Below are 17,297 nucleotides of genomic sequence, written 5' to 3' on the forward strand. Positions count from 1 at the left end.
GGCCCAGGGGATCTGCATTTGGGTGGGGGATGTATTCGCTTTAACTGCAGATCATTTAGGTCATGTTGATGCTATTTATGATCGCGGCGCATTGGTGGCGCTGCCATACGCTATTCGTAATCAATATGCTCAGCACATAATTACCTTGAGTAATGCTGCACCACAGTTATTGATCACTTGTGTGTATGATCAATCTAAGCGCTGTGGCACACCTTATAGTGTTTCAGCGGCTGAGATACAGAGTAGTTATGCAAAGAAGTACAGCCTAAAAATACTCAGCTGCGAGAAGTTAAGCCAAGGTATTAAGGGCGTGACCCCTGCCAGTATCGTGGTTTGGTTGATGGTATCTAAACCTTAATAAATGCACTTTAGCTGTGCATTTTTGTGGCTAGTTAATTTGGATTTGTGCGTACATTATACTACTACATCGAGCAATTTAGAGGTGAGTATGCAACAAGTAAATGTGTTTTTTTTATCTCATGGTGGCGGCCCATTACCGCTGCTTGGTGAGCCAAGCCATAAAGAGATGGTGACTTGTTTGCAATCAGTTGCCGCTAAAATTACTAAGCCTAGTGCTATTTTAATGATCAGCGCTCACTATGAAGCAAACCCTATTGCAATCACAGCCTCAGCAACACCTAAATTAATTTATGATTACTACGGCTTTCCCGAGCAGGCGTATCAGTTAGCTTACCCTTGTGCTGGTGAGCCAAAGCTTGCTGAACAAGTGCAACAGGCTCTACAAAGCAATGGTATTGCTGCCAACCTTGATACCCAACGAGGTTTTGATCATGGCATGTTTGTACCATTAAAAATCATGTTTCCTGAGGCTGATATTCCATGTGTGCAAATTTCGCTAAACCCGAGCCTTGATCCCGCAATGCACCTCAAAATTGGCCAAGTGTTGCAGCAAATAGAGTATGAAAATTTATTGATCATTGGCTCCCGGCTTTACCTTTCATAACATGCAGGCATTTTTTGCTAAACAAACAACGGCTACGCAAAAGCTCAACCAGAGTTTTGAGCAATGGTTAACTGACACCTTAGCAAACCCTAAGCTTGATGAGTCTGAGCGCAAGCAACGTTTAACTAACTGGAAACTAGCACCAGGGGCACAATTTTGTCATCCACGAGAAGAGCATTTACTGCCTCTACATGTATGTTATGGCGCGGCACAACGCCCGTGTGAAAACGTATACGAGTTAGAAATTTCTGGCAAAAAGGCCAGTATGTATCTTTGGCAGTAGCCGTACTTTGTACGTTTTGGGTTTAACCTAAGAGTTATTGCGACAAACGTTCAGATCTTATAGGTAATTTTTGCTAAAGTGTTGCTAATGCGACCTGTAAATAAATACACGCGCACTAACCCCTTTTAGGATCACTACATGAAATTACTTAAAACCTCTGGGCTGGTTTTGTCGGTACTGGCTGGGCTGTCACTGTTTGGCTGCTCTGTAACACTTGATTCTACGGCTACTACAACAATGACACAAATTAGCAATCCACTGTCGCTTGAACAAATCTATAAAGATAAATATTTCAAGGCACAGCGTAGCACTTACTTTAAATGGCTTGATGATGGCACCGGTTATACAGTACTTGAAGAGCGTGAAAGCGAAAAAGATAAAAAAGACGACGCTGAGAATGCCAAAGCTGATGACGAAAAAGAACACGGCGTAAAAGGTAACGACATTGTATTTTACAATGCCGATGGCACGGGCCGTAAAGTATTAGTTGAGTTTGAAAAGCTACTGCCAGAGGGCGCAGACGAGCCATTTGCAATCGAAAGCTATCAATGGTCAAAAGACGGTAAATGGCTGATGGTATTTACCAATAGTGAGCAAGTTTGGCGCTCTCGTAGTCGCGGGGATTTTTGGTTACTCAATCTTGAGACCAATCAATTACAGCAATTAGGTGGCGCAGATGTTGAACCAACTAAATTAATGTTTGCTAAGTTCTCACCAGATAGCTCAAAAGTGGCTTACGTGCGCGATAACAACATTTATATGCAAGCGGTTGGTAGTAACGATGTAACAGAGCTTACCACCGATGGCAGCGCCACCATTGTTAACGGCAACTTTGATTGGGTGTACGAAGAAGAATTCACCATTGCTGATGGCTTTCGTTGGAGCCCAGATAACAAATCAATCGCCTATTGGCAGCTTGATACTAGCGATGTGAAGTTTTTCACTATGATCAACAACACTGATGAGCTCTACCCTACTCTTAAAGAGTTCCCTTATCCTAAAGCCGGTGAAATCAACTCTGCAGTACGTGTTGGTGTGGTGAGTATTGCCGACAAACAAACCCGCTGGGCAAAACTTGAAGGCGATAACCGCGACCGCTATATTCCTCGTATTAGCTGGGCAGGCACCAGTAAGGAATTAATGATCCAAGACTTAAACCGCCCGCAAAACCACAACAAGGTTTGGCTGTTCGATTGGCAAAAACAGCAATTGACCAAAATTTTAGAAGATAAAGACGATGCTTTTATCGAGTGGTTTTACAAAGCCAACTGGTCAAAAGATGGTAAGTTCTTTATTTGGCACAGCGAGCGCGACGGCTGGCGTCACCTTTATCGTGTATCTCGCGATGGCAAAATCATTATCGATTTAACCCCAGGTGATTACGATATTGTTGATATGCTGGCGCTAAACGAAGATAAAAACGTGATGTATTTTACCGCTTCGCCAGACGATGCAGGTCAACGTTATTTATTTAGTACGTCTTTGGATGGTAGTAGTAAACCTGTACGCGTAACGCCTGCTGAATTTGAAGGTTCAAACAGCTATTACATGTCTAAAGATACCTCATGGGCAATGCACACTTACTCACAATTTGGCACGCCGCCAACTAAAGAGATCATTAAAGTAAGCGATCACAGTAATGTTAAAACCTTAGTTGAAAATAAAGAGCTGAAAGAAAAACTCGCAGAGCAAAGCTTACCAAATCACGAGTTCTTTAAAGTGAATGCGCAGGATGGCACTGAGCTTGACGGCTACATTATGTTCCCTAAAAACATGGATAACAGTAAAAAATACCCAATCGTTTTTTACGTGTATGGCGAACCGTGGGGCTCAACAGTGCAAGACCGCTTTGAAGGCGACAGCTACTTGTATAAATCACTATTAACGCAAAAAGGCTTTATTGTGGCATCGGTTGATAACCGTGGCACGCGAGCACCAAAAGGCCGTGATTGGCGTAAATCGATTTATAAAAAAATCGGCTCAATCACAGTACAAGACCAAGTTGATGCGCTTGATGCCATGGCTAAACGCTGGGATGTAATAGACACCGACCGTGTTGGTGTATGGGGTCACTCAGGCGGCGGCAGCTCAACCCTTAACTTATTGTTCCGCCATGGTGATAAATTTAAAGTCGGTATTGCCTCAGCGCCGGTGCCAGACATTCGCTTGTACGACACTATCTACCAAGAGCGTTATGCGGGTAACCCAAATACCGATCCTGAGAGTTACGACAACACCTCGCCAATTACCTTTGCGAAAAACCTAACTGGTAAACTATTGCTTATTCACGGCACAGGCGATGATAATGTACATTATCAAGGCTCAGAGCGTTTAATTAACGAGCTTGTTAAGTACAACAAACAGTTTGAGTTTTTCTCATATCCAAATCGCTCACATAGCTTACGAGAAGGCAAAGGCACCGCCCTGCACTATCACACTATGATGGCCGAGTTTTTTGAAAAGAACTTATTAAATCAGTAATTTGATTAGTTAGTTTAGATACTAAAAAGCCATAGACTAACAAAAGGTGTGTGGCTTTTTTAATCAGATCGTAATGGGGGTTTACAGCTAAGGTAAAGCTTTTGACCAGTAGAGAGTTAATTTGAAGCAGTGTTAGTGAGCCCTTTAACTTTTTAGATTTCGTTTTTTAATGATTTTATTTTGCACTGGCTAAGTATTTCATCAACAGTATTTGCTATTACATTAGTTGGCACCAATTCCTGTTGATTAGAAGCGTTTAGTGCATTTAATGAAAGAGTGAACATCTCCTCGTCGCTTGCTGCTGACCAAAAGCCTATTAATCTATAATGCTCATTAAACGTAGCTTTCCAAATTGATAGCTTTGCAGTACGTTGCTCCCAAATATAGTTTTTAGAATGTAATAAAGTCACCGTATGAAAAAGCTCCTCTTCCCACATTTTTTCATATCTTTTGTGTGAGTCTTCCACAATTTCAATCTTCGATGCTTCTTTCGCTGAGTTTTTAAATAAAATAGAGTCGTGCTCAGGTCTTATAACTCCTACTGTAACGGTTATTATTTTATGTTCATCTATAAGCTGAAAGTCATATTTGAGGTCATTATCATACTTTTTCTTATTAATTGTGACTGCTTGGCCCTCGATAGAGGATATTTCGCAAAACATACTCGACTGGCTACGCCCATGAGCACTCAATGAAATGAGCAATAAAATTAAACAAAAAAAACTATATTTTGAAATATTGTGTATCACTAAACGATCCTTTTAAATAATTAGTACAAAGAGTTAGAGCTTACATCTGTCTTAATTATTATCTAAAAACTAGACGGAAAGAATAGCATTAGATAAAACCTACGAGCAACGAGGCAAACCATCTGAATTGATGTTTCACTCAGATCAAGGAAGCCAATACGGCGCAAAGAGGTTTTAGTAAAAGTTATTGCGTTACCGGATAAAAAAGCATGAGCCGCCGAGGGAATTGTTGGGACAATGCGCCGATGGAGCGCCTATTTAGAAGTTTAAAAACAGAATGGGTTCCCTCATTGGGTTATAGTAATTATCAAGACGCTGAAAAAGATCTTAGCTTCTTGATGAATTATTATAATTGGCGCAGGCCACATAGCCATAATCACATGGTGTAGCAGAAGAAAAACTTAATTCACTGCTTGGAATTAGTTGACCACAACAAACACAATCTTACCGTGCGTATTTTTAACCAAATCGTAACGGGGTTTACAGTGGGTGCTTAAATCGCCGGTAGTGTTACTGTACTTTATTACCTGATATGGTGATTAAGCTGAGCGATAAAATCGCGTTTTAGTAACGATTTAAACAGGAGTCATTAATGGCAACTACACTGGCGTTTGATGTATACGGTACACTTATAAACACTCATGGCGTGGTGTCGTTACTTGAAAATATGGTTGGCGATAACGCACACGCATTTTCAACTACCTAGCGTGAAAAACAGCAAGAATACTCATTTAGATGGAGCTTAATGCAAAACTATATGCCTTTTTCTGTGTGTACTGAGCATGCGCTTGATTATGCCTGTTTACTGCACAATGCCCGAAAAGACTTGGCAAGATCTTCAAACGTCGATATTGTCGTAAGGGCTTATCAGACTGTTTGGAAGTCATAGTCGAATACACAATAAAGATACAGAGTAGATAGCCATACCCTGTACCTTTGAGCGTTTATTCCCATCTTTTTAAGTAGTACTCACCCGCATCGTTCTCGTCTGCATATAAATTTTCTTCATATTCAAAGGTTAACGGGTCGGCATCGACTACCTTATACACTTCCCAGTAAACATGCTTAGCATCTTTTGAAAAACGATCGGCTATTACAGTGAAAGTGTTTGGATCTGCACCCTCAACTACAACATTATAATAAAAAACCTGAGATCCTATACGGACAAATATTTTTTCATCTTCATCAAGAATAACCACATCTTCAGGTTCAACACCGACAAGTTTATTATTTCTGCTATACACTTCGTTATTGTAAGCATAAAAATTATTTGTAATGTCTTCAACATCATCAGTAGGAACCAGAATCACCCGCGTTGGGCTTAAGTGAAGAGAATTCCATTTCCACATCTTCTCAAGCTCGCTGGCATCAGACCGGCTCACTTCTGCCACCGTTCTATTGTCAACAATATAACCGTTGTAGTAAACGTGCTTACCATCTTTGGCAACAGAATCATTTAATACTTTAAATGTAGATGGATCACTTTCTGGAATGGGTGTATTAAAATAGTACGCTTGATTTTTATCTTTTCTGTAGTAAGGCGTAATCACCGTAAAGCCATCGGCTACCATGCCTTCAACAACCTCACCATGTGAATAAACATGCTGTCCGTCTACGGCATACTCATCATTAATAATTTTAAAACGACTGGCTTCGTTACTAATTATTTTTCCCTGATAAATTACCTGCTCACCATGACGAATATAACGCTCGTTCGCATTTTTAATCGCTTCAGGCATTGCTTTACGTGGAAATTTGTCATCGATGTAGTAATATAAATATTCTTTATCCATGGCGTATGAGCCCAACAAATAAGAGAACGAAGCGGCGTCTGCACCTTCTATCATTTGTCCATAACAAAAAACTTTGCCACCACTAACAAGATAACCAGATTCATCTTTACTTGTATTAATACCCGATGTTATCAACTGAATTGAATTAGGATCAGCACCCTCAACCCGTCTTCCGTTGTAATAAACACTATTATTATCTCTAGCGTAAGACTGACTAATCACACTGAACGTATCAGGGTCAGCTCCTTCTACTGGAGAGCCTCCAATTTGGAAAAAATTGCCATCTAAAACATAAACAACTTTACCGTCTTGTAGGTAATATTGATTGCTAATTTTACTATCAAAAGCAGTCGCGTTATGCGTGCTAGGATTATTAACATATAAGCCAATAATAAGAGCAATTAAGGCACCAACAAGGGGGATGACTAAAAATATAATTCCAATCCATATGAGTATTTTCATTTATCTTTCCATAGCTATTAAATATATCAGCGGATAAAATAACATATTTATAGCGCCATGTTTAACGGGCTGCTAATGATTAACACAAGATGAAGAGGGCGTTCATAATTCTATGCCATAACATAGTAGGCAATTTAAAAGATCATTTCGAAAGAATGAATAACCCCTAATTGCTTAGTGTGAACTTACATAGAAACCCAGGGGAGCAAATATTGACTTCAGACATAATATTTATTGACTGACCCTTTATCCTTATTTTGCCTATTAGACAAAGTCTAAAGCAATAAGATAAATCAGTAACCCCCTACTTTTAGCTATTACTTAATTTGATTTATAACTAGCATTTATAAATTCAACAGCCCTTCTACCCATTCTAAAACTAGGCGTGTATCTCGGGTTTGAAAACGCTGTTTATTGGGTATGTAATAACAAAACTCAGATTCAACTGCTTGAGTATTAAAGTTTTTAAGTAACTCGGTGTTTAATAATCGTTGTACTAGCGTGGTTGAACAAAATACCAGTCCTGAGCCTGCCATAGCTTCTTGAATGCCAAATAGCTCTTGGTCGAAGGTTTTAATAATAAACAAAGCAGGATCTAAGTTGTTTTGAGTAAGCCATTGTTTAATTGGAGGCTCACTTAGCGCGTTGCTTTTCCATTTTGTGGTATAGAGCGTAACAGGGCCATTTTGCCATGGGATATCGGCGGCTTTGTATGAGCCAAACAGGTTAAAATGTTCGGTTTTTATAATGTCATCTGCGTTTATATTGCGCTGCTGGCCAAAGCGAATGGGTAATGTGTGCAATTGTTTGTCAATGGCTTCACTGGTTGATATATCTACCTCAAGATTGGGCTGACTTTTTGATAATTCCTGCAATGCGGGTATTAAGCGCAGGGCGGCCAGTGACGAGGTGGTGGTTATTTTAACTGTTGCCCCTGTGGCTTGCACAGTTGCCAGTGCTTGGTCGATGCGGTTAAAGCCGTCACTTGTGGCCGCACTTAAATATTCACCAGTGGGAGTGAGAGTGATCTTTCTTACTTGGCGGTAAAATAAATCCACATTTAAACGGCTTTCAAGATTATTTATATGGTGTGAAATCGCTGTTGGCGTGAGTGAGAGTTCATCAGCGGCGGCTTTAAAGCTGCCTAAACGCGCTGCAGCTTCAAAGGCTTTAAGCGCTTGTAGTGATACTTGCATAAGTGATATTGGCAAATAATAAAATTGACTATAGATGAGTATAACTTATTTATAGCTGAGGTTAACTCGTTTGTGAAAAGCCTCTGTTAGTTGGATGATGACCGCACAATTACTAACAGGATAAACAGCATGACCACCCTACTACACATTGATGCAAGCATCAGAGCCGTTAAAAATGACAATCCAGATCACGATTCAATCTCTAAAAATATAGCTAAGCGTTTTATAGAGAGCGTTACTCAGCAGCAAAGCATAGATGAGTATATTTATCGTGATGTAGGTGTGAATCCGCCGCCTTTTATTACCCAAGACTGGATAGGTGCGGTATTTACTCCTGATGATAAAAAGACTAATGAGCAAAAGCAGTTACTGGCGTTGTCAGACTTACTCATTGCAGAAATTGCTGGTGCTGACATTATTGTGATTTCCTCGCCTATGTATAACTATGGTATGCCAGCGCAGCTGAAAGCCTGGTTTGATCTAGTTGTTAGGATCAACAAAACTTTTGATTTTGATCTGGCCCGTGGAAACTTTCCGCTGCTGCCTTTACTTGGCGGTAAGACTTTGGTTGTGATCACCTCAAGCGGTGAGTTTGGTTTTGAGCAAGGTGGTATTCGTGAGCATATGAGCCATTTAGTGCCGCACTTACGTACGTTGAGCAAATATTTAGGCGTGAGCACAATTCATGAAATTGCCTGTGAGTATCAAGAGTTTGCCGATACTCGTCATCAACAATCACTAGAAAATGCTTACAGTCGAGCTAAAGAGCTTGCGCTGCATCTCAGTTATGTTGCTGCTTGAAAGCTCTTATTTAACGGCTTCCTGAAACTGCGCTAAGTCTAGCTTTGTTACGGCTATGTCTTCTTTGTTAACTGCGTAGCTTATAAATAAGCTTTTTTGCCAAAGATAACTTTTTGGGTAGCTGTAACCAATGCGTTTGTATTTACCTTGATACTGCATGGTCGGTAGAGTTTGTTGGTCACGAAAAGTCATAACCACGTTGTTTGCTTTATTGATAAACCAGCTAGGCTCTAGCTCATCGCTAACATATTTACTAAAAGGCCGGTTGTTAGGCTTTTAAATCCTGTTCAATAACGCCTTTTAGTGACGTGCCTGCTTTATTTAATACCGATTTAAACTCACCCCAATTTATGCCTCCTTCACTTTGGCTATATAAAACATGTGTATTTGGGCCATCTTCGTCTTTTTTTGAGGATTGCCTGAGGTAATTATCGTTATGTATCATTTCGATACTAGCAAGCCATTAACTCAGCGGCTACTGGGTTTGCATAAGCTAGCTTTAAACATTAGTTGCTTGTATTATTTTTACTCAAAACGTAATGTGGGTTTACAAAAGCGATCTTTGTTTACGTGTGGTAAATTCAAAAACTTATATTCTTAATGACAAGCTAACTACCACGCGGCGGCCAAATTCTTCAGCTTTGAGTAATGAACTGGCGCCGTCAGTTTTTGCTGTACGGGTGAGTGTTTCATTGGTGGCATTAAATAAATCTAAGCGCAGGCTGGCATTGGCTGAGTAAAACCAGCTAAAGCTTAAATCTGTGCTGGTGTAGCCTTCAACATAACTATTGGCATTATTACTAATGTCGTGTTGCTCCAAAAAGTCACTACGGTAATTAATATTAAATGCAGCTTGCCATTTATCATCACTGACCAAAAAGCGCAGGTTACCTGTCCAGTCAGAGACTCCTGCAACTTTTAAGTGATTGCCAGCTAAGGTGCTTACATCAGCTTTGTTTATATGGGTGATGCTTGCTGATAATTGGCTTTGTAAGAACCACTGGCTATATTGCGGTAATTGCCACTGGCTACTTGCTTGTAAGCCATTGACTTGAGCTTGGCCATCGTTAGTACGTTGCAAAGAGTTGTAATGCTGGCCTTGATAATTAAAGCTTGCTGCTTGCTCAACAATAAAGTTATTCATGTGGTGATTAAAGCCCAGCAATTGTGCGCTGACGCTTGGTTGTTGCCAGTTAACGGAGAGGGTACTAGTGTTGGCTATAACCGGTTGCAAATTGGGGTTACCAAGCTCTGCATAAGGTAGACCTCCTGAGTTTACATGCAGCTTTGGGTTTAAATCTGAGTAATTCGGCCGATTTAAAGAGCGGCTAAAGCCTGCCCGCCATTGCCAAAATTGCGAAGGCTGCCATTTTAAATTAACTGTCGGTAACCAAGTGCTATCATTATTGCTGCTATTGATGGGCGCTAATTCCCCTGTTGTTGCATGCTGTGAGCCTTTTGTTTCACTTAATGTATTGCTGTATCGCAAGCCTGTACTTAACGTTACTTGCTCAAATTGCCACTTTGAAGAGATGTATCCTTCCTTTGATACAAACCTTACTTTGTAACTATTTAATCGGTCACTATCGCTCATTTCAGCGAACGATAAATCAATATCATAAAGTTGAAAAAGGTCACTTTTTGGGATTAGCCAAGGCTGTACATCTGCGTTGATAAACTCAGCTGAAAATTTATTAGTGATTGGTTCAAGCCAACGACCATCTAAATTAGGTAGTTGCTCTAAAGCCGAGGGCGATAAACTTATATCTTTGCGGGTGTAGTCATAATTTTGAGTTGAATGTAAAAAGCCGATATCCAGCGCTTGTAAGCCCCAATAATTTTCACGACTCCAATGACTATCAATGCCCCACTCGTCCACTTCATTAAGCACATTAATAGTGCGTTTGCTCATTTGATTAATATGTGAGTAGCTACTTACCAACCCTAGGTTGCCTGCAAAATTAAAGCTATCAACCGATTTATTTTGTAAAACTACGTTTGCCTGCATAGGCGAAATAGCCCCATGAACGCGAGAGATAGGTTCTTTGGTTTTACTGTTTGCTTTACTGCTACTGTAAAATGGCGAAAGCGTTAAGGGTAAATGCGCACTTGGTTGCCAGTTAGCATCAACTTGTATGGTTTGGTTGGCATAATATAAGTTGGATTCTTCACGGCTAGTTTTGGCATTTACATCGTTAAACACAAATTGGTTTAAGCTATTATTTTCATCGTTAACCTGTGCTTGAGCTGACTGACTTTGTGGGTTAATTGAAATACGGTGCTCATCAAACGAAAAGTCAGTATCTGATCTAAACCACAGAGTATTAAGCTTTAAACGCTCAGTAGCTTGCCAGGCTAAAGCGCCATAATATGTTGCGCGAGTGCGATCTTCGTTTTCTATGGTCAGTGCTAAGCCATCTGTAGGCACCAAGATGTTTTTATTAATATCAGGCCATTGGTAAGGCTGCGGTGCGCCGCCATTTTCTCCCCAGTGCCAGGTTTCAAACTGAAACTGACGTTGCAGACGGTTTTCATAGTTCATTTTTACCATCACAGCTAAGTCACCATCTGCTGTTTTGGCATTGCCTGTTAATCCAAAGCTTGGTTGAAGGTTTTGTTCACCTTCAAGCGCAGCGGTGGTGAGCATAACTTGTAGGTTATTGTCTTGATAAGCAAGGGGGTCATCGCTGAGCAAGTTAACTGTAGCGCCTACTGCACCACTAGGAAGGCTTGAGTTTGTGGTTTTATACACCGCGATATTTGAAAATAACCCTGCGCTAAATATATCAAAGCGATGTTGTTGCCCATATTGGTTTGAATTTCGAACGTTTTCGGTATTTGCAAGGCGATGACCATTAAATAGCGTTAATTGATACTCAGCACCCAATCCCATCGCATTAATATTGAGGGCTTCACCGCGATCGCGGGTAATGCTTATGCCGGGTACTGCTTGTAGTGCCTCGGCAAGATTTTCAGCTGGCAGTTGATTGAGCATTGCGCCTATTGCTATTTCGCTTTGCCCTACATAGTTACTCTTTATTTGTTGGGCGTAGTTAATTGCTTGTTGGTAATTGTGGTTATAGGCATCACCATTGGATGGTGTAGGTAATGACTCGGTTACTGTTACTTCTTCAATCACCTGCGTATTGTTAGTTTCGAGTATTGATATTGCCGTTGCTGGTACTGATGTTGCGGTTTGAAAAATAACGATGCCAGAAGCGGTTTTTTGCCAGCTTAATTGCCTAGGAGTCAGCCATAAATCAAGAGTTTGCTCAAGTGTGGTTTGAGTACTGGGCTCAATGGTTATGCCTGCTAGTAATGAGGTGTTGTATATTATCGCAGTGGAAAACCGTTTAGATAGGTCAGTTAATTGCTCTATTAAACTGGCCGTTGCGGCATCTGCTGCAATAGAAAAAATCGAGAGTGCTACACATAAAAAACTGCTTATACGTAACATCTATGAACGGCCTTGCTACTTCATTAATAAAACGACAGTGTGCAGAATATAAATGAACAATTTATGACAATGCCAGCAACTGCAGAAATATGCTCAAACTAGTTTGTTGGCGACAATACAATACTGTCGTCAAAGCGATTAACCTCAAGCTGGTTTAATTGCGCGATTAAAGATGCCGCGCCAACGACATCGGTTGCTTTAAAACGACCGCTGACTCGTAAGTTAGCATCCACATTACTCAGAACTAATGGTTTGTCGGTATAGCGATTAAGTTGAAAAATAGCATCATTAATGGTGACATTTTCTAAATCAAGCCAGCCAAGTTGCCAATCAGGCTGCTGTGCTTTAAATGTACTTACAATAATATGATTATTATGAACGCGAGCTCGCTGCCCTTTTATTAATTCTACTCGCTGTGCGTTATCTGGTGTGGTTACCGCCACCTTGCCATGAAACACATCAATTGTGGTTTCGCGTAGGGTTTTATCGATATTAAAAGCGGTGCCTAATACGCTTATTGTTGCGTTACCCGTATCGATAGTAAATGGGCGCTGTTCATCACGTTTTACTGAAAAATAAGCTTCGCCTTTACTCAGGGTTGCTTGTCTGGCTTTATCGTTTTCATTAAATTGCAAATTAGTGTGTGTATTTAATGCAACTTCAGAGCCATCTGACAAAGTAATATCAGTGGCTTCAGTGGCAAAATACTGTTGTGCAGCAACGAGCGAAGAAGCTTCAGGGGTTACCTCTGAGCTTAATTGCATAACGCCAACCACGGCCACAATAATACTGGCTGCAAGCGCACTTCCCCACAACCAAAAAGGCTTTTCTTGGCTAGGTTCTGCCTGTGTTGGCTGATTCACTTGTGTTTGTGAGTCTAATTTTTGTAATGCTGCAATGAGTGCGGCATCTTGCCAAATCGCTTGCTTAAGTGGATCTTTATTTTCATCGTCATGTTTGGATGAGGTGACCATGTTATTTCTCTATCTATCTCTATTATTGATATAACGACTTAACGTTCATTAAGGGGACACTTAGTCGGCAATAAATTCGCTGATTGCGTCTTTGAGCATATCCATCGCGCGGGAAATATGCTTTTTTACCGCTTCTTCTGATAACCCTAAGCTTTGCGCTATTTGTTGGCGGCTTTCGCCATGTAACCGCCTTCGAGTAAACACATCACGACGTAGCGCAGGCATTTGTGTGAGTACCTGTTGATATAAACGCAGTCGTTGCTCATGGTCGAGTAAGTTTTCAAGGGAAAGCTCTGTACTTAATGGCTCATGCTCTAGGCACTCGGGATATTTACTTTGCTCTTTGTGATGGTCAATCACTAAATGATGTGCCATCCGATAACCATACGCTAGTGGGTTATCAATATGATCGGTACATTCTATTTTTAATGCTTTGAGCAACAATTTTTGAAATAAATCGTCCGCATCGGCTTGTTCACCAACCGCCCGACGAAAGAAACTTTTTAATGCATCTTGATTCGCAATAAAACATTTAACCAATGGTCGATGAGATTGACTTTGCTTGCTTGCAAGCGATAGAGGCGGTTGTGTTTGCGATATCATTTTATTGTATTTACAGCATTTTCCTTTAATTAGGCGCCATACTAGAGCAAAAAAGTGGATATTAATGTGATCATTTGATGACATTTTTATGAGCGCGCTGTCGCAAAACCGACATAAAAACTTCATCAAATAAATACGTCCCCTATTAAATTTTTGCACCGTCATTAGAAGCGAAATCAATTCAAAGTCGTAATACATACAACAGGACCAACATGATGACTAAGCGAATTTTTACTCTATCACCGTTAGCATTAGCACTTAGCTCGTTATTTGTAGCACCAAGCTATGCACAAGAAACTGAAAAAGAAGATCAAGCGATGGAGCAAATCGTCGTAACCGGTAGTTATATTAAAAGCTTAGAGCAAGCGATTGATTTAAAACGTAGTAATATTGGCTTTTCAGATTCGATAGTCGCTTCAGATATTGCGGATTTTCCTGAGCAAAACTTAGCCGAAGCGCTACAGCGTATGCCAGGGGTGACTATTGAGCGTAATAAGGGCTTAGGTCAAAAGGTGAATGTACGTAGTTTACCGAGTGAATTTACGTTCGTATCAATCAATAATCTTGCTACGGCATCGGGCAGTGGCGGGCGTGATGTTGAATTTGATATGTTTGCCTCTGAAATTATTCAAAGTGTTACAGTAAAAAAATCATCAACGGCTGCGGATGAAGAAGGCGGTATTGCAGGTTCAGTTGCAATCACAACAGCAAGACCATTTGATTATGACGGCCGTAAGTTAGTGGCATCGGTCGAAGGGGCTTATAACGAAATATCAGAAAAATCAGATCCTAAACTAACCTTTTTAGCCAGTGATACATTTGGTGATTGGGGGGCACTTGCCTCGTTTGCATTCTCTCAACGGACTAATCGTACTGATAGTAATTCAGGGATCGATTTTCGCCCCCTTTCTCGATTTTTAGAAAAGAAAGGCTCATCGCAATGGCAATCTGACCAAGCTGCGGACGTATTAGAGCGTGATACCGGTATAACAATTAATGATCGCTTTGATAGTGATGAAACAAGCCGCGTGGTGTTTTTAAATAAAGTAGGCGATCGTTCATACTTAACAGAGCAAGAAAAATGGGGTGCAACACTGTCATTACAATATAAACCTAGCAGCGAATTTAGCTTAACCTTTGATGGCTTACTGGGTAATTTTGATGATCATGAAGACGAATATGATGCATCCGCTTATGCCGCATCAAGTGTTAGCTCTTTAGAACGCATTAATCAATATGATAGCTCTACGCTAGGTGATTACGGTATCACTGTTCTAACCGACGTTGACTATGCGGCTACTCAACACGAATTTTTAAGTAAAGAACACAGTAGTGATACTGACTACCAACAATTTAGTATTGCAATGGACTGGGTTGTAGGTGACTGGGATATATACGGTTTAGTGGGTTATAGTGGCGCAGATAAAACAACCGAATCCACTAATTTAAAACATACAGCCTATCGTGCAACACGTTCACATTATACCAGCACAGGCGCAGAGACTATACCAAGTAATAATCCTGATACATTTGATATGTATAACTCACCTGAGGCTTATTTATTTGACTATAACGAAGTTAATCTTGAAGCAATCTCAGATGATAAATATGCTGCTCAATTGGATTTCTCTCGCCAATTTAGCTTAGATTCCTTCCCTGCGTTAACCAAGTTGCAGTTTGGGGCGCGGTATACCGACAAATCAAAAGAGCGTAATTATGGTACTAACCGAGCAACAGGTCCATCAGCAGGTGATACCTCTTGGGTAGGCACGCGTACGTTAGCTGACAGTGAACTAACTAATATTTCAGACTTGGTTAATGGTGGCGAATATCTATCTGACGTACCGTCTAAACAAGGTTGGAGTCAAATTTCTAATCGCTATGCTCGTAACCAACTTAGATATGAAGGCTTTGGTGTTGATTTCGAACCAGACCAATATTATCAAGTAGCAGAAAAAACCACGGCTATTTATGCAATGGCTGATTTTGCTTTTGATATTGGCGATATGCCCGCAACCTTGAATACCGGTGTACGTTATATTGATACTAAAGTTGATTCATCAGGTTATCACCAAGTACAAAATGATGATGGCTCAACATCTTATACGTCAACACCAGTCTCTAAAAGTGGTGGTTACACTGAAGTACTGCCAAGTATTAACTTTACCCTTGAGCTTAATGATGACTTGGTTTTACGTGCTGCGGCATCACAAACGCTTATGCGTCCATCATTAACGGATATCGCTTATAAACGTACAGTGAGCTTAAGTGAGTTTAAATATCGCGATGGTAACCCTGATTTAAAACCAACCTATGCTGATCAATGGGAACTGGGCTTGGAGTGGTATTTAGAAGATGGCGGCTTATTAGCGGTTTCTTACTTTGAAAAAGAAATTGAAGGCGTCGTACGTGAATCACTCACTGGTGTTGTTAATGGCGTAACTAAGTACAATGATAATGGTACTGTTGACGGTGTTTATGATTTTGATGTTTATCAAAAAGTGAATGCCGAAGGCTCGTATGATGTTAGTGGTGTTGAGTTTATTGCACAAATTCCATTTGCTCGTTTTAGTAGCATGTTAGAAGGTTTTGGTGTCAATGCTAACTACACGACATTAAATAACTCCATAACGGGTGCATCTGACTTAGGTATCCCTACCCCGCCAGAGGGGCTTGCAGATGAAACCTACAACCTGACTTTTTATTATGAAAATGAAAGCTTTGATGCGCGTATTTCATATAACTATAAAGACAAATACGTAGAGTACATTGAGCGTGATATGTATCCAGTTTATCGTGATGCGTATGGTCAAACAGATGTCTCATTTGGTTACAGCATTAATGATTCAGTAAAATTCACATTAGAGGGCATTAATATTACCGATGAAGCGACTAAAGGATATACATTAGATCCAGCTTTCCCATCAATGTATGAGTTCTCTGGAAGACGCTTTGCATTAGGTGTTCGCGCAATATTTTAATATATTATAAAGCTAATAACCGGAAGCATTTTGCTTCCGGTTTTTTTGTTTAAAGTGTTCCAGTCACAGGATATTTAAAATGAAGTTTCTCATTTCATTGCTCATTTTTTTGAGCAGTACACCGCTTTTTGCTGCGCCGGCTACAAACACCCAAATAGCCTTTGTTCCCGACATTCACTTTCACGATATTTATGGGGACTTTTCTGATGCGGGGTTTGCGGGCATACCAGTCGATAAAGCAAAGGATGCGGTGAGCATTCGCAGCATGCAGGCGCAAATTCATTCAACTCGCTTATTTAATGAAAACTACTTTGCGTTAATCGCCACCCTTGATGATATTGCCGCTAAAGGCGTAAAGCTAGTTGCCCTGCCTGGGGATTTTACTGATGATGGCCAACCTGTGCATCTTAATGGTTTAAAAACGATACTAGACGATTATGCAAAAAAGTACGGTATGCGTTTTTTTGCTATTCCAGGTAATCATGATCCGGTTCGGCCATTTAAAACCGCCGGCGGAAAATCAGACTTTTTGGGTTCTAAAGGCCAGCAAATT

General features: G+C 40.5%; 14 protein-coding genes and 3 pseudogenes. 9 read left to right on the forward strand and 8 right to left on the reverse strand.

Features of this window, described 5'->3' with window-relative positions; all coding sequences use genetic code 11:
• From H5232_RS19315 to H5232_RS19325, 4 genes and pseudogenes are all read left to right on the forward strand, one after another.
• A pseudogene (locus H5232_RS19315) lies at nucleotides 1–358 on the forward strand (thiopurine S-methyltransferase); the annotation flags it as partial.
• 90 nt (nucleotides 359–448) lie between these two features.
• Nucleotides 449–964 carry a class III extradiol ring-cleavage dioxygenase gene (locus H5232_RS24370; protein ID WP_259400161.1) on the forward strand — a complete coding sequence of 172 codons (516 nt, stop codon included), beginning with the start codon at nucleotides 449–451 and terminating at the stop codon, nucleotides 962–964.
• A 1-nt stretch (nucleotide 965) separates the two neighbouring features.
• Nucleotides 966–1,247: a hypothetical protein gene (locus tag H5232_RS24375; protein WP_259400162.1), complete on the forward strand. Its 282-nt coding sequence runs from the start codon at nucleotides 966–968 to the stop codon at nucleotides 1,245–1,247.
• Nucleotides 1,248–1,385: 138 nt separating this feature from the next.
• Nucleotides 1,386–3,728: a S9 family peptidase gene (locus H5232_RS19325; protein WP_182831344.1), complete on the forward strand. Its 2,343-nt coding sequence runs from the start codon at nucleotides 1,386–1,388 to the stop codon at nucleotides 3,726–3,728.
• Nucleotides 3,729–3,880: 152 nt separating this feature from the next.
• Here H5232_RS19325 and H5232_RS19330 read toward each other — a convergent pair whose 3' ends face one another.
• Complete coding sequence (locus H5232_RS19330) at nucleotides 3,881–4,477, reverse strand: hypothetical protein (RefSeq protein WP_182831345.1); 597 nt, start codon at nucleotides 4,475–4,477, stop codon at nucleotides 3,881–3,883.
• A gap of 85 nt (nucleotides 4,478–4,562) precedes the next feature.
• Here H5232_RS19330 and H5232_RS24380 point away from each other — a divergent pair.
• Together H5232_RS24380 and H5232_RS19340 are read left to right on the forward strand one after the other, a co-directional pair.
• A pseudogene (locus H5232_RS24380) lies at nucleotides 4,563–4,904 on the forward strand (integrase core domain-containing protein); the annotation flags it as partial.
• A 165-nt stretch (nucleotides 4,905–5,069) separates the two neighbouring features.
• A pseudogene (locus H5232_RS19340) lies at nucleotides 5,070–5,288 on the forward strand (haloacid dehalogenase type II); the annotation flags it as partial.
• Nucleotides 5,289–5,421: 133 nt separating this feature from the next.
• Here the strand turns inward: H5232_RS19340 and H5232_RS19345 are convergent.
• Together H5232_RS19345 and H5232_RS19350 are read right to left on the reverse strand one after the other, a co-directional pair.
• A complete protein-coding gene (locus tag H5232_RS19345) occupies nucleotides 5,422–6,732 on the reverse strand; it encodes a DKNYY domain-containing protein (RefSeq protein ID WP_182831346.1) in 1,311 nt (436 codons plus the stop codon).
• Between the two features lie 344 nt (nucleotides 6,733–7,076).
• Nucleotides 7,077–7,928, reverse strand: a complete 852-nt coding sequence (locus H5232_RS19350; protein ID WP_182767366.1) for a LysR family transcriptional regulator — start codon at nucleotides 7,926–7,928, stop codon at nucleotides 7,077–7,079.
• 129 nt (nucleotides 7,929–8,057) lie between these two features.
• On the opposite strand from H5232_RS19350, the gene H5232_RS19355 reads away from it, so the two are divergent.
• Nucleotides 8,058–8,729, forward strand: coding sequence for an FMN-dependent NADH-azoreductase (locus H5232_RS19355; protein ID WP_182717303.1), 672 nt, complete (start codon nucleotides 8,058–8,060; stop codon nucleotides 8,727–8,729).
• Nucleotides 8,730–8,735: 6 nt separating this feature from the next.
• On the opposite strand, the gene H5232_RS19360 is transcribed toward H5232_RS19355, so the two are convergent.
• The 5 genes from H5232_RS19360 to H5232_RS19380 all read right to left on the reverse strand — a co-directional run bounded on the left by H5232_RS19360 (nucleotide 8,736) and on the right by H5232_RS19380 (nucleotide 13,763).
• Nucleotides 8,736–8,921 carry a hypothetical protein gene (locus tag H5232_RS19360; RefSeq protein WP_182739330.1) on the reverse strand — a complete coding sequence of 62 codons (186 nt, stop codon included), beginning with the start codon at nucleotides 8,919–8,921 and terminating at the stop codon, nucleotides 8,736–8,738.
• Between the two features lie 76 nt (nucleotides 8,922–8,997).
• A complete protein-coding gene (locus tag H5232_RS19365) occupies nucleotides 8,998–9,174 on the reverse strand; it encodes a hypothetical protein (protein WP_182767367.1) in 177 nt (58 codons plus the stop codon).
• A 144-nt stretch (nucleotides 9,175–9,318) separates the two neighbouring features.
• On the reverse strand, nucleotides 9,319–12,186 hold the full coding sequence (locus H5232_RS19370; RefSeq protein WP_182831347.1) for a TonB-dependent receptor: 2,868 nt from the start codon (nucleotides 12,184–12,186) through the stop codon (nucleotides 9,319–9,321).
• A gap of 98 nt (nucleotides 12,187–12,284) precedes the next feature.
• The gene (locus H5232_RS19375; RefSeq protein WP_182831348.1) at nucleotides 12,285–13,160 is read right to left on the reverse strand and encodes a FecR family protein; all 876 of its coding nucleotides are present in this window, start codon (nucleotides 13,158–13,160) and stop codon (nucleotides 12,285–12,287) included.
• Between the two features lie 60 nt (nucleotides 13,161–13,220).
• Complete coding sequence (locus H5232_RS19380) at nucleotides 13,221–13,763, reverse strand: RNA polymerase sigma factor (protein ID WP_182739334.1); 543 nt, start codon at nucleotides 13,761–13,763, stop codon at nucleotides 13,221–13,223.
• Between the two features lie 212 nt (nucleotides 13,764–13,975).
• Between H5232_RS19380 and H5232_RS19385 the strand changes: the two genes are divergently transcribed.
• Together H5232_RS19385 and H5232_RS19390 are read left to right on the forward strand one after the other, a co-directional pair.
• A complete protein-coding gene (locus tag H5232_RS19385) occupies nucleotides 13,976–16,744 on the forward strand; it encodes a TonB-dependent receptor (protein ID WP_259400163.1) in 2,769 nt (922 codons plus the stop codon).
• Between the two features lie 79 nt (nucleotides 16,745–16,823).
• Nucleotides 16,824–17,297, forward strand: a 474-nt coding sequence (locus H5232_RS19390; protein WP_182831349.1) for a metallophosphoesterase, incomplete at its 3' end; no start/stop codon positions are given.

Origin of the sequence: Pseudoalteromonas sp. SG41-5 (assembly GCF_014164495.1) — a bacterium.
GTDB lineage: Bacteria > Pseudomonadota > Gammaproteobacteria > Enterobacterales > Alteromonadaceae > Pseudoalteromonas > Pseudoalteromonas rhizosphaerae.

Bases quoted from the DNA above. Each gene is read 5' to 3' on its own strand.
- H5232_RS19350 (WP_182767366.1), bottom strand. From the start codon at position 7,928: ATGCAAGTATCACTACAAGCGCTTAAAGCCTTTGAAGCTGCAGCGCGT.
- H5232_RS19375 (WP_182831348.1), bottom strand. From the start codon at position 13,160: ATGGTCACCTCATCCAAACATGACGATGAAAATAAAGATCCACTTAAG.
- H5232_RS19385 (WP_259400163.1), top strand. From the start codon at position 13,976: ATGATGACTAAGCGAATTTTTACTCTATCACCGTTAGCATTAGCACTT.
- H5232_RS19360 (WP_182739330.1), bottom strand. From the start codon at position 8,921: ATGACTTTTCGTGACCAACAAACTCTACCGACCATGCAGTATCAAGGT.
- H5232_RS19365 (WP_182767367.1), bottom strand. From the start codon at position 9,174: ATGATACATAACGATAATTACCTCAGGCAATCCTCAAAAAAAGACGAA.
- H5232_RS19380 (WP_182739334.1), bottom strand. From the start codon at position 13,763: ATGATATCGCAAACACAACCGCCTCTATCGCTTGCAAGCAAGCAAAGT.
- H5232_RS19345 (WP_182831346.1), bottom strand. From the start codon at position 6,732: ATGAAAATACTCATATGGATTGGAATTATATTTTTAGTCATCCCCCTT.
- H5232_RS19370 (WP_182831347.1), bottom strand. From the start codon at position 12,186: ATGTTACGTATAAGCAGTTTTTTATGTGTAGCACTCTCGATTTTTTCT.
- H5232_RS19355 (WP_182717303.1), top strand. From the start codon at position 8,058: ATGACCACCCTACTACACATTGATGCAAGCATCAGAGCCGTTAAAAAT.
- H5232_RS19325 (WP_182831344.1), top strand. From the start codon at position 1,386: ATGAAATTACTTAAAACCTCTGGGCTGGTTTTGTCGGTACTGGCTGGG.
- H5232_RS24375 (WP_259400162.1), top strand. From the start codon at position 966: ATGCAGGCATTTTTTGCTAAACAAACAACGGCTACGCAAAAGCTCAAC.
- H5232_RS24370 (WP_259400161.1), top strand. From the start codon at position 449: ATGCAACAAGTAAATGTGTTTTTTTTATCTCATGGTGGCGGCCCATTA.